This window comes from Pseudomonas sp. MPR-R2A5 (assembly GCF_058793055.1).
Genome location: NZ_JBXAFK010000047.1, coordinates 18,457 through 31,307 on the forward strand (window position 1 = coordinate 18,457; position 12,851 = coordinate 31,307).

Below are 12,851 nucleotides of genomic sequence, written 5' to 3' on the forward strand. Positions count from 1 at the left end.
TCTCTGCTGGACAGTTCTGATGGGCGAACTGTCAGGCGGTGTCTGGGTAGAAGCGCAACGAGATATCGAAATGAAACAACTATATAGTGCCATTGTACTTCTCGTCCTGATGACCGTGGCTACTGCCGTGAGGGCTGCTGATTGCCGGGTGAATGGCGGACCGTGGATAGGGATAGACGGGACTCTCCCCCTGCAGGTCCCCGTCACCGTTCGATTGGGCTCGGACACTACCCGTATTATCCTTGAAGGTGTGAGGTTGGAGTGTCGATTCACGCCCGGTCAGCCTCAACCTGGGCGAACGGATTATTGGTCAACGTCGGCACAAGCAGGACCCCCCTGGACACCCGGCCCAAAATTCATCAACCAAGGCACCGGCTTACGAATAAACGGTGCGTACTACAACACCCCTGTCCCCTATAACATTCGGGTGTCGACCTTGCCCAATAACGGGGCGGCTTATCCCATCGATGTAACGCCCTATATTTTGATACGAAACAACCCGACTAACCCTATCGACGTTCGCATAGGGGATGTCCTTGGAACGTTGCGACTTCTCCAGACAAACAATTATGACTCTGCGTGGAGGGGGCTCTCGGTCACGTACACCGCCGCCAACAACTTCTCTATCTCTCCATCCACCTGCACGATCAACAATAACAATCCAATCGACATAGACTTCGGCAACGTCCACCAGCGCGCAATCGGCACCGACCCACTGACAACCACCATTCGCAGGGACCGCCGGCTCACCTACTCATGCCCGGATGGCGGCATCAACACACCGATCACCATCAGCTACAAAGGCACCCCATCGGCGTTTGATACACGGCTCCTCAGGATGAGCAATCCGGACGTGGGCACTGCCCTGGTTCGTGGCGGTTTTGCGGTGCAGGTCGGCGGTTCGTTCCTGACCCGTATTACCAACAGCGGGGGCGGTGACGATGTGACGTTTACGCTCGTTCGGCGAGCCGGGTCGCTGCCTGCCGCTGGAGCCATAAGTGGCAGCGGCGTACTCGTGATGGGGGTGCCGTGAGCCACGATGAGGTCAGGTGTTTTTACGCTGGACTCGCGCACTTGTGAGCCTTCATTCATAGGCTGAAAACAGCCTTCGTCAAACTTCAAATCCCTTCCGGGCTGCTTAAAGCCCGGACAGATGTTCCATGGACGGCGTTTGAGTATAGAAACAACGAGAGGTCAAAATGAAACGACTCTGTGGAACCACAGCGCTCCTTATGTTTATGGCGGGGGCTACGAGCGTGAAGGCTGCTGAATGCCGTGTGAATGGAGGCTCGTGGCGGGTGATAGTCGGGGAACTCCCCCTGCAGGTCCCGGTTACAGTTACCCTGGCCGCAGATCGTACGAGGATCATGTTGGAAGGTGCACGGCTTGAATGCAGATTTTCCCGAGGCTCGCAAAGCCCGTCTTCACGACAGGACTACTGGTCAACGGGCAGTTCAACGGGGACGCCCTGGATACCGGGCATCAAATTCAGCGGCGAAGGGGCCGGTTTACGAATCAATGGAGCGTACCGAAATATCCCTATCCCGAGTGGAATACGGGTTACTACGCTGCCTGACAACATTACGGGTTATCCGATCGATATCACGCCTTATATTCTGGTGCGCAACAGTCCGTCCAATCCGCTCGATATTCGAATAGGCGATAATCTCGGACGCCTGCATCTCACTGTCACCAATAACTACAACTCAAGCACAGGCAGGATCAACATTACGTACAACGCTGCCAACAACTTCACCGTCTCCCCATCCACGTGCACGATCAACAATAACAATCCAATCGACATAGACTTCGGCAACGTCCACCAGCGCGCAATCGGCACCGACCCACTGACAACCACCATTCGCAGGGACCGTCGGCTCACCTATTCATGCCCGGATGGCGGCATCAACACACCGATCACCATCAGCTACAAAGGCAACCCATCGGCGTTTGATACACGGCTTCTCAGGATGACCAATGCGGACGTGGGCACTGCCCTGGTTCGTGGCGGTTCTGCGGTGCAAGTCGGTGGTTCGTTCCTGACCCGTATTACCAACAGCGTGGGCGGGGACGATGTGACGTTTACGCTCGTTCGGCGGGCCGGGTCGCTGCCTGCCGCTGGAGCCATCAGTGGCAGCGGCGTACTCGTGATGGGGGTGCCGTGATCCACGGCAAGGCCAAAGCCACCGGTGACCCACGCCGGTGGCTTTGGCATTCCGTTCCGTGAATGCCGCAGGGGCACATCGACGGTGATGGGGCATGAAACGTTATCAAACCTCACCCTGCTTCACACTTCGTCGCTGCCGTCGGCGCGCCAATAACCGACCGCCTTGAGGTACGCCTCATCGACGTGATGCGTGTCCAGCAGCACCCGGCGTACCTGGCGCGACAGCTTGGTTTCGGTCGCGACAAAACTGTACAGCGAGCCGCCCGGCAGGGTCAGGTTGCGCACCGTATCGAGCAGGTCATCCTGGCCGCGTATCACCCAAATCACGTCCACATCGGCAGCACTGTGCAACGCTTGTTGTTCCGCCGTGTTGTCGATTTCAATCACCGCCAGCACCTTGCGGCCCGCCGGCAATTCTTCCAGGCGCCTTGCGATAGCCGGGATCGCGGTTTCATCACCGATCAACAAGTAGCTGTCGAAGATATCCGGCACGATCAACGAACCCCGTGGCCCGCCGATGTACAGGTGCTGGCCGACCTGTACCTGCTCGGCCCAAGTGGACGCCGGGCCATCGCCGTGCAGCACGAAGTCGATATCCAGCTCGCCGATGCTCGAGTCAAAACGCCGGGGCGTGTAGTCGCGCATGGCCGGTTGCGGGCCATCGCCCTTGACGTTGAAAGTGGGACTTTCCAGCGCGGCTTGTTCGGCGGCGTTCTGCGGGAACAGCAGCTTGATATGGTCATCGGCGCCCAGGCTCACAAAACCTGCCAGCTCAGGCCCGCCCAGGGTGATGCGCCGCATGCGCGGGGTGATATCCACCACCCGCAACACTTGCAGGCGACGGCGTTTGATTTCGTGGCTGACGCGATGGATGGTTTGCGTATTCATTGGTTTTTTCCGTCTGCGATGGCTTGAGCGGTGCCGTTGAGCAGTGCCGCGACACGTACGATTTCTTCCGGGGTCCAGCGCCCGTGGTGCAGTTGCAAGGCGTGGCGCAGGTTGTGCACCGCTTCGTGGATCTGTGCCGGTCGATCATGGCCGCGCAGCGAACGCTTGCTCACATCAATGCGCATGCGCACGCCCTCCAGCGCCACGGCCTGCTCATTTAAAGAAAGACGACCGGCGTCGGTGATGGTGTAGCGTTTTTTTCCACCTTCGGCGTCGCCGCTGACCAGCTCGCTTTCTTCAAGGAAGGTCAAGGTCGGGTAGATCACGCCTGGGCTGGGGCTGTAGGCGCCGTCGAACATGGTTTCGATCTGGCGGATCAGGTCATAGCCATGGCACGGCTGCTCGGCGATCAGGGCCAGCAGCAGCAGTTTCAAGTCGCCGGGGGCGAAGACGCGGGGGCCACGTCCGCCGCGTTCGCGGCCGGGGCGTTTCTCGAAGCCGTCACCGTGCTCATGGGGTTCGCGGTGGTGGGGGTGATGCTCTCTCATGGGGATACCCTCTATTGTCTTAAGATACAACGTAAGATATATCTTTAGCCCGTGCAAGCCTTCGCGACCGACGGTTCACGCTTCCACGGCCAGCGTTGGCATTCTGGGCTAAAAGTTATTATTAGAGTCATTATTCAGGTCGTTGACCCGGTTGAATAAGTTAATGCTTTTTGGCTTAATATCGTAATTCTTGTATTGTAAGTTTCTCCAGTTTTCCCACATGTACTTAGCAAGTAGTCTTGTTCCTACAGTTGAGTTTTAAGTTTTGGCTAAGTGCCATGTTTTTCTCTCGAGTGGCGTCTGGCTTGGGCTACGCCTTCATGGGAAGTAGACTGCTTACTTGTGTTTCAACTCCGTGGATGATCTTCTCTCCCCAACTAATGCTCTTGGGGGAATATGCCGATTTCAAAAAAACATTTGATGTTGGTAGTCCTAATTTGAATAACAGGTAACTTGCTATGTTCAAGAAGTTTGCACTTTCCGTTCCTCTGGCTGTTATGGCGATGAGTGCTTCAGTCACCTTCGCGGCGGGCGAGGCGAGCCATACCGTCACCCTCAAGGCCAACATCCCGACGACCGTGTTCCACGTTCAGCCACGTGACCCCAACTGGGGCCGCGACGAAACCATGAACTACAACCTGGTGAGCGGTGAGCTGGCGCCGCTGAGCGCTATTTACGACATGCGTAATACCAACGGTTCCATCCATGCCTACATCGAAGGTGGCCCGGCCGTGCTGTTCAACGGTGATACCACCCAGAACATCCCGCTGACCACGACCCTGAACGGCGTCACCCTCACCGGCACCCCCCAGGAAGTGGTCAATGATGCCGACTCCACACCGGGCATCGGCGCTGAGTTGCGTATTGCAGCAGCCAAGCCTGGCGCCAGCCAGCGTGGTGCCTACACCAGCGTCATGCCATTGGTGTTTGACGCGGTACTGCCTGTAGGCCCTTGAAGGTGACGGGGGCCTGCTGAGTTCCGTGCTCGCAGGTGATGGTTTACAGGTCGGCCGATATTCCCCGGTCTGGCCGGCCTGTTTTTGCCTTGCAATCTGGTAATTAGAGTATCCGTCCATGTTCCCGATGACACCCATCGCGGTTGCCCTTGCGCTATTGATTTGCACGGGCGCCTTGGCGGCGCCGGCCACGCCCGCCATGGCGCCCGGCAGTCTGGTCGCCCAGGCCCAAGGCTTGCCAGCGGGTTTTACCGAGCATTTTTTTGAGGTTCCGCTGGCGGTACGCGTGGAGCTTGATCAGCAACTGTTGGGCGAGGCGTTGATCGTTCTGTCTAAAGACGATCGCGTGACACTGCTTGAGTTTACCGACACGCAGGGCAGCCCGGTGGCCGCGGCAACTCGTGACACCTGGCAAGCGATTCTGGAACAAGGCATTGCCTTGGGCGCATGCACTCAGTCATGCCCGCAGCAACTGGTGTCGGCGTTCTACAGCCTGGAAAGCTCCCAGCTGTCGATCATTACCCAAAACGTGGAGCGCGATGGGACAGCCCCGCGCTTTTACGAACTGCCCGTGGATGGCAGTCGGGGTTTGATACTCAACAACCAGCTCAACCTCAATGGCGGGCAGAGCCAGGATCTCGGTGGGCGCTACGGCCTGCAGGCCAGTTCCAGCCTGGGCAACTGGACCCAGATGTTCAACCTGCAAGTGGCACGTCAGAGCGGCGACGAAGAACACCTGCGCCATGCCATCCATGAGCTATATACCCAGCGTGAGCTGGAAGGGCGCTTCCTGCGCCTGGGCCACTTCACACCCAATTCCGATGGGCTTACCCGCCAGTTGCGCACCTTCGGCGCCAGTCCGGACACCGCGCTGGGCGTGATGTATGGCAGTTCCGACAGCCTGGCCATCAACAGCGCCAGGCCCAGCGTTTACCCGATCTACGTCACCGCGAACCGCCAGGCGGCCGTCGAGATTTATCGTAATGGCCTGTTGATCAATACCCAGGCGGTGGCCGCCGGTTTGCAGACGCTGGATACGCGGCCTTTACCGGGCGGGATATATGAGGTGGAGGTCCGCATGATCGAAGACGGCTTGACCGTCAGCACCACCCAAGAGCTGGTCTATAAGCCGAGTAATTGGCGCAACGTCGAAGACCGTTGGCGCTATAACGTCTTTGCCGGGCGCGAAACCAAACTGTTCAGCAATTGGGACGACCAGGCCTCGGGTGCGCTGACCACGGGCGCGTCGGTCAACTACCTGCTGCATCCACGGGTCATTCTCGGGTTGTCGGCTCGCGAGGTGCGTGAGCAATTGCAATACGGTGGTTCGATAGACTGGACCCTCTCCAACTACTCCAGCGTCTATGCGAACCTCTACAAAACCCAGGACCATGGCACGGGGCTGGACTTGCAGGGCCTGTATACCTTCGGCGCCACCAACCTGGTGTTCAGCCACAATCGCAGCTGGCTGGATACCCGCGATACCTTCGAAACCCTGCCGGACGGCACGCGTTTACGGCGCAACACCTTCGTCGGTGAGGCCAGTAATACGGCGCTGTCGGTGAACCACCGTGTCGATGAAAAAAACACGCTGAATGTGCGCATGGCCTACAGCGAAGGCAACGTCGAAGGCGCCGGCCTGGACCTGGGCTGGAGTCGCCGCGACACACTGCTGGGCAGTGATGCCAACTGGCGCTTTGCGGTATTTGATCGTCCTGGTTCCAGTGCCACGAACGAACAGCGCAACCGGGGTGTGGATATCACCCTGAGCCTGGCGCTGGGCAGCGATGGCCGGCAGATTTCCGGCAGCGTCGGTACCCGCACGGCCCGCGACGGTGGGCGTGATAACAATGCGTCGGTCACCGTCCGGCAGGACCTCACCGATCATGTGCTGCAGAGCGTGTCCGCCACCGCCATCACCGACACCTATGGTGTGGGCCTTTCAGGCATGGCCAGTTTCAGTACCGAGTCAATCGGCGGCGATGGTTTTATCCAGCGCAGCTCCTTCAATGATGAGCTCACCGGTGGCCTGAACCTGAACAGCACCCTTGTGGCCGGTGCCGGCAAAATGGTGTTGAGCAATCAATACCAGGGCAACGGTGCGGGCATGATCGTCGATGTCGAAACCGACCTGGACGATATTGCCATACGGGCCGATGACCTGAACGGTGGTGGCACGCTTCTGCGTCCAGGGCGTAACTACATGCCGGTATCCGCCTACCGAAGCAGCAGCCTGAGTTTCGATTTCGAGGGCAACCACCCACCGGCGGCCAATATCCAACCGGCGCGCTCCGCTTATCACTTGAACAAGGGCGGCGTGGATTACCGCAAAGTCACGGTGATGAAAACCGTCAGCGTGTTGGGTCGCCTGTTGGACGCCCACGGCACGCCGCTCAAGGGGCATCAGGTGATCAACCACGCCAGCCGAGGCGTTAGCGAAGTGGACGGGTTTTTCTCCATGGAAATGACCACCAGCGCGCCGACCCTGGAAGTGCGTTACCAGAGCCAGTTGTTATGCCGGTTCCGCCTGGACCCGAATAACACCCCTGCCGAAAACGATGTGTTGATGATCGGTGACCTGCGTTGCACGCCCGATTCACTTGCCGACGCCACTCTTCAGGGCGCAACCGCCGGTTGATGGCGACCCAGACACTGCCAGTGGAATTTCTATGAGCCTATTCACAACCCTGAAAAAAACCTCAGCGCCGAGTGCATTGGCGCTGGCCCTGGTGTTTTCAAGCCCATTGGCGCTCGCCTTCGTCGAAGAGGTGACGGCGGTGTTTCGTCCGGATCCCTCCAACCCGATGAGCAACAAGTTTAAAAACACCACCCCGGAAGGCGGCGTGTGCGCCTGGCATCCCCCGGCCATTCCCAAATGCAGGGCGTTAAACATTTTCGGCATCCGCAATACTGGCTTTAGCGCCAGTTCCAGTGGGCCGATTCTGGCCAATCCCACCGATCCACGTCAGGGCGCCTATTTCAAAGTGCCTTCCGAATGGCGTGATCTGCAAGTGACCCATGTGGGTACCGGCGAGGTGGAAACCGTACAGATGCGTATCGCCGGTGTCGGCGCGCGCTGGAATCTGCCACGTCCGCCGGGTGTGTCCGCGTTTATGACGGCCGAGACGCCCGGTTGGTCCACTTACTGGTATGGCGCCCCGGAGCCGTGCCAGCCGATCAACTATTTGGCAGCAGGCAACAACTTTGCGTTGTTTTTCTGGATCGTGCCGGAGGGCGCGGGGGCTTGCAGCGTAAAAAACGGCACCGAAATTCCGTGGTTCACCTATTCTCACCTGGAGTACGCCTACGAACTCAAGACCCCCAACCCGCTGACGATGAATACGGGGGAGTACCGTGGTTCACTCACCTATTCCATGGGGCCGGGTGGGGATTTTGACTTCGGCGACATCATGAAACCCGGCGACACAGTCGCCACCTTCAACTTCACCCTGAGCGTTGAGCACCAACTCAAAGTCGATATTCCGCCGGGAGGCAACCGTATCGAACTGTTGCCCCAGGGCGGCTGGCAAGCCTGGCTCAATGCTGGCCGCCGGCCGGACAGGCTGTACCGGGACCAGACGTTCCGCCTGTCGGCGTCCTCGCGTTTCAAAATGCAGATGGAGTGCTCGCTGGTAATCGGCAACACCTGCGGCCTGCGTAACGGCAATGGCGACGAAGTGCCCTTGCAGGTTGCCGTGAGCCTGCCCTATGGCCTGCAGGATGGTCACGACCAAGCGGTGAACAAACGGCCATTGCGCCTGGATGGCAGCGGCACCGAACTGTTCCAGCCGTTGCAGTACGTCAACGATCGGCCCGCCATTCTGCATTTTGAAGTGGACCGGGCGAATGTGAGCCAGATGCTTGAACATCCCGGCACCACCTATTCGGGTGTCGTCACCGTGATTTGGGATTCCCAGGTGTAGGGCCGTTATTCCTACAGTCCATTTATGAGGCGTCGTTGAAATGAAGCATGCAGTGTTGTGGATCGGTGTGTTGCTGTTGTCCGTCAAGGCCCATGCGGGGCCGATGATCAATGTCGGGGTGGTGTATGACTATCTGGAGGCGGATCGCAGTTCCTTTCTCAAGCGGGTATTCAATGGGGGAACCAGCACCGCGTTCGTGAAGGTGGATGTGCTGGAAATCCTCTACAACGCCGATGGCACTTCCCAGGAAGTCGCCCTCCCGTCCCTGGCCGATGCTCAGGGCAACACCACTGGGCGCGATGGCTTGATGGCCAGCCCTGCGCGGTTGATCGTGCCCGCCGGTGGCCGCCAGGGCACCCGGCTGTTGTATCGGGGGGAGCGGGATAAGGAGCGTTACTTTCGGGTGCGGTTCATTCCGGTGGTCCCGCAAAAGGAAGACGATTTTGCTGTGACCGAGCAGGAACGCGACGACTATAAAAACAACCTGGCGGCGGGCGTGAACGTGATGGCGGGTTATGGCACGGTGTTTTTCGTGCGCCCCAAACAGACGCGTTTCGACACGCAGGTCGACGAGACCGCCAGCGAGTACCGGTTGCACAACGCAGGCAACAGCGTGGTGGTGCTGGACGAATTTCGCGACTGCGCCATCGCTCGGGCCAGCGATTGCGCGCCCACCACCAAGCACCACATTCTGCCTGGCCGGCGCTTGACGTTCGAAAAGAAACCCGATCGCCAATACAGCTTTCAAATGATTGAAGGGCAGCAGAAACGGTCGATGACGGTCAAGGTTAATGGGTGAATACGATGCTCAAGCAACTGACAACCCTTGTCCTTCTGACCTTGCCGGCAGTCCCCGTGGCGTGGGCGTCTTTTATTCAGGAACGCCATAGCTTCGACGTGTCGGTAACCATTCCGGTGCGCGACGCTTATGTGCTGCCCTCGGAGTCCAACTGGATGGGCCAGGAGCAAGAGCTGGCCTGGAACCTGGTCACCTCGCAACTCAGTCGCTTGCGCAAGCACTTCGACGTCAAGAACCTCAGTGGCGGTGTGGCCGCACGGTTGCTGGATACGCCCTATCTGCACAGCGGGCGACACCGTATCGACCTGCAGGTGATGTTCAATCAGGTTCCGCTGACGCTGGACAGCACCGAAGTGGTCGGCGCCGAGGTGGCCAGGACAGGCACGCGCGCCGAGCTGGAGATCGCGGCGATACAGCCCGACGACGGTTACCAGGGCGGCAGCTATTACGGCACCGTACACCTGATGTTCGACTTCCTGGCGCCTTAGGGCGTGTGCCCACCCGGTTGCAAATAGGGCATCAGGATCGGCGCCATGCCCTTGAGCACCTGCACGGGCAGCGCCGAGGTAAACGTGAAGTGCTGCGCCGAAGCGCCGGGCACAAAGGCGGTGAGGGTGCCGAAGTGATGCTCACCGATGTAAAACACAAAGGTCGCGGTGCGGTTGATGGATTTTGAGCTCAGGATCCGCCCGCCGCTGCCCATGGCTTCGATACGGTTATCGCCGGTACCGGTCTTGCCGCCCATGGCCAGCGGCGTGCCGTCGGCCAGGGTGAAACTGCCGGCCACGCGCTTGGCCGTGCCGGCGTCCACCACTTGTGACAACGCGCCGCGCAAGGCGGTGGCCACTTCACTGGGCATTACGCGCTTGCCACGGTTCGGGTCGTTGACCACGTAGGTTTCATACGGCGTGCCCTCGGCAAAGCGCAGGCTGTCGATACGCAGCACCGGCAGGCGTACGCCGTCGTTGAGGATGATGCCCATCAGTTCGGCGAGGGCGGCGGGGCGGTCGCCGGAGCTGCCAATGGCGGTGGCCAGCGATGGCACCAGGTGGTCGAACGGATAACCCACGGCCCGCCAGCGCTCATGTATCTCCAGGAACGCTTCGATTTCCAGCATGGTGCGGATGCGGCTGTCCCGCGCGCTTTGGTGCCGGCTCTTGAACAGCCAGCTATAGACTTCCTGGCGCTCGAATTCGCTGGCCTTGACGATCTCGCTGAAGGTCGCGTCCGGGTGGTTGAGCAGGTAGCCCAGCAGCCACAGGTCCAGCGGGTGCACCTTGGCGATGTAGCCTTGGTCCGGCAGATCGTAGGCGCCGGGGCCGTAGCTTTGGTAGAGCGTGGCCAGGCGTTCGTCGGTGAGCTTGTCGGTGGTCTTGATGCTTTTCAGGTGTGCGCGCACGAAGCTGTTGAAGCTTTCCTGGCTGGCCTGGGGCATCAGGTAGCGGTGCACGGCGGCCAGGCGGATCGCGGTGGGGTGCAGGCTGTCCATGAAGGTGTCGAGGCGCGACTGGGTGTCTTTGTTGCGGTACTTTTTCCAGAACTTGAGCAGGAACGCCGTGCCTTCGTGGTCGGCGAACCTGGCCAGGTATTCCTGGCGGCGCGGGTCGTTGTCGTCTTTGAGCAAGCGCGCGCTGTTGTCTTCGCCGGAGTAGGTGGTGTAGCGCACCAGGTCGCGCATCAGGCGAATGAAGGGCAGGTTGATCGACTCGCGCAGGGCATCGCGCAGGGTCGGGGTGCGGCCGTTGTCTTCGTTGCGAAAGTTATGGAAACGGTGCAGGCCGCCACCGGTGAAGAACGCCTCGCCGGGGTTGGCCGAGTAGGTGCGGTCGAGGGCGGCGTCGAGCATTTTCGACAGGTCGCGGTCAGTGTTGCGGATCAGGTAGTCCAGGGCCCAGCGGGAGAGTGGGTCTTGCTCGGGGACCGTGACTTTTTTCAACTCGGCGGGTGTCTGTGCGCGGTAGCGATCATGCAGCTCAGTGATGATTTGCAGGTAAGTGGTCAGCACCCGCAGCTTGGCCGTGGAGCCCAACTCCAGTTTGCTGCCTTCGTTGATGTCGAACGGTTGATCGGTGTTGTCGGTTTGCACCCGCACGCGCGCGCCATCGGGTGTCAGTTCGAACAGGGTGAAGCTGTAGCGCACCTGGGGCGTACTTTGCGGGGTGAGCAAGCGCGGGCCGAGCAGGCCCGTTTGCCCGGCGAATACCGGGTCGGCCAAGTGCTTGAGGTAGTCGGTGGCCTGGGTTTGCAGGGCGTAGTCAAGGGTGCTGGAGGCGGCCAGGTCAAGGCGGTCGAGGTCATACAGCGGGCGGTTGAGCAAGGTGGCGAGACGGCTGCGGGCGACGTTGATCGCTTTGTTGGTCTCGACCGGTTGGATCGTCGGTTGCTGCTGCCAGTCGCGATACGTGACGTGGCTGGCGAGGGCGGCCTTGGCCAGCGCCGGATCGATCACGTTGTTCTGCGCCAGCAGGCGGATATGGCTGTCGGTCAGTTGCGCCAGCTCCTCGCGGCCCTTGGTCAAATAATGCGAGGGTCGACGTTGGGCGATCATCAGCGACAGTACCTGGCGCAGCGCCAAGCCTTTTTTGGCCAGGTCTTGCGGTGCGTTGCCGGCCAGCAGGGCATTGACCTGGTTGAAGTCGGCGCCGTACCACACCCGCAGGCCTTCGGCCATGCCATGTACTTCGCCATGGCCCGGCACGGCCGACAGCGGCACGCTGTTGAGGTAGTCGCGCACGATATTCTGCCGGCTGCCCAGGGTGTTTGGCCCAGGTTGATAGGCGCGGACACTGGCGGAAATCATCTGGCGGATTTTTTCGCCGCCCGACAACGTCAGGCCATCGGGTGAATGACGATACTTTTCCAGTTGCGTGGCCAAGGTGCTCCCCCCCGCGGTTTGCCCAGGCAAATGCAGGAGTTTGGCCACCTGCGACCAGGCGGCCTTGGCGAAACGCGGCCAGTCCACCGCCGGGTTGGCCAGGGGTTGCCGGGGATCGAGCAGGTCACGGTCCTCGATAAACAACAGCGCTTGCACCACCAGCGGCGGGACCGCGGCGAAGCTGGGGTAGAGCTGTTGCGGGTAGGTGAAGGCGTACAGCGGCGTGCCGCGACAGTCCGTGATGCTCAGGCCGGCCTGGACTTTTTCCGCGTAGGGTACGAACAGCCCGTGTCGGGCGTAGTCCATTAACGCCGGGGAAAAACGCGCCTGCGCCTGGACCAGGTAATTGTGCTTGAGCAGGCGCGGTAGGAATTCATCGAGGGCGCTGTAACCCAGGCGCCGGTCAAACGGCCCGTCCCCCGGATAAACAACCGCGTCGCTGGGGCCGGGCTCCACGCGATAGGTCAGCGATGCCGCAAACGAACTCAGGTATTCGGCTTGCAGGCGCGAGGTGCGCATTTCCTGGTTGGCGGCCCAGGCCAGGGCCACCAGCGCGAGCAGCAGTACCAGCCATGCCACTCGCCACCCCATGCTGTGCAAGCGGGGGCTTCGTGGCAATGGCGGTTGATCCGCGCTGTCGGCGTGTGCCACAGCGGGTTTCGAATCGGTTTGCCATAAAGCGCCCATAGTCGATT

General features: G+C 60.1%; 10 protein-coding genes. 7 read left to right on the forward strand and 3 right to left on the reverse strand.

Annotated features, from left to right (window positions below; all coding sequences use genetic code 11):
- Positions 1 to 70: 70 nt before the first annotated feature.
- Positions 71 to 1,033, forward strand: coding sequence for a fimbrial protein (locus AC1Q6I_RS27190; RefSeq protein ID WP_102624609.1), 963 nt, complete (start codon positions 71 to 73; stop codon positions 1,031 to 1,033).
- 166 nt (positions 1,034 to 1,199) lie between these two features.
- Entirely contained in the window at positions 1,200 to 2,165 is a 966-nt protein-coding gene (locus AC1Q6I_RS27195) for a fimbrial protein (protein ID WP_102624605.1), read from the forward strand.
- Between the two features lie 122 nt (positions 2,166 to 2,287).
- On the opposite strand, the gene AC1Q6I_RS27200 is transcribed toward AC1Q6I_RS27195, so the two are convergent.
- Together AC1Q6I_RS27200 and AC1Q6I_RS27205 are read right to left on the reverse strand one after the other, a co-directional pair.
- Positions 2,288 to 3,055 (reverse strand): siderophore-interacting protein, encoded by a 768-nt coding sequence (locus AC1Q6I_RS27200; RefSeq protein ID WP_102624604.1) that lies wholly within the window; start codon positions 3,053 to 3,055, stop codon positions 2,288 to 2,290.
- Positions 3,052 to 3,603 carry a PadR family transcriptional regulator gene (locus AC1Q6I_RS27205; protein WP_024073658.1) on the reverse strand — a complete coding sequence of 184 codons (552 nt, stop codon included), beginning with the start codon at positions 3,601 to 3,603 and terminating at the stop codon, positions 3,052 to 3,054. Before AC1Q6I_RS27205 ends, AC1Q6I_RS27200 begins: the two co-directional genes overlap by 4 nt.
- 458 nt (positions 3,604 to 4,061) lie before the next feature.
- On the opposite strand from AC1Q6I_RS27205, the gene AC1Q6I_RS27210 reads away from it, so the two are divergent.
- The 5 genes from AC1Q6I_RS27210 to AC1Q6I_RS27230 all read left to right on the forward strand — a co-directional run bounded on the left by AC1Q6I_RS27210 (position 4,062) and on the right by AC1Q6I_RS27230 (position 9,769).
- A complete protein-coding gene (locus AC1Q6I_RS27210; RefSeq protein ID WP_024073659.1) occupies positions 4,062 to 4,559 on the forward strand; it encodes a CS1 type fimbrial major subunit in 498 nt (165 codons plus the stop codon).
- 118 nt (positions 4,560 to 4,677) lie between these two features.
- Positions 4,678 to 7,197 carry a CS1-pili formation C-terminal domain-containing protein gene (locus AC1Q6I_RS27215; protein WP_102624603.1) on the forward strand — a complete coding sequence of 840 codons (2,520 nt, stop codon included), beginning with the start codon at positions 4,678 to 4,680 and terminating at the stop codon, positions 7,195 to 7,197.
- Between the two features lie 31 nt (positions 7,198 to 7,228).
- The gene (locus AC1Q6I_RS27220; protein ID WP_102624602.1) at positions 7,229 to 8,482 is read left to right on the forward strand and encodes a hypothetical protein; all 1,254 of its coding nucleotides are present in this window, start codon (positions 7,229 to 7,231) and stop codon (positions 8,480 to 8,482) included.
- 40 nt (positions 8,483 to 8,522) lie between these two features.
- Entirely contained in the window at positions 8,523 to 9,281 is a 759-nt protein-coding gene (locus tag AC1Q6I_RS27225) for a pilus assembly protein (protein WP_102624601.1), read from the forward strand.
- 5 nt (positions 9,282 to 9,286) lie between these two features.
- A complete protein-coding gene (locus tag AC1Q6I_RS27230) occupies positions 9,287 to 9,769 on the forward strand; it encodes a CS1 type fimbrial major subunit (RefSeq protein ID WP_069075338.1) in 483 nt (160 codons plus the stop codon).
- Here the strand turns inward: AC1Q6I_RS27230 and AC1Q6I_RS27235 are convergent.
- Positions 9,766 to 12,843 (reverse strand): transglycosylase domain-containing protein, encoded by a 3,078-nt coding sequence (locus AC1Q6I_RS27235; protein WP_102624600.1) that lies wholly within the window; start codon positions 12,841 to 12,843, stop codon positions 9,766 to 9,768. The genes AC1Q6I_RS27230 and AC1Q6I_RS27235 overlap by 4 nt on opposite strands.
- Positions 12,844 to 12,851 lie beyond the last annotated feature (8 nt).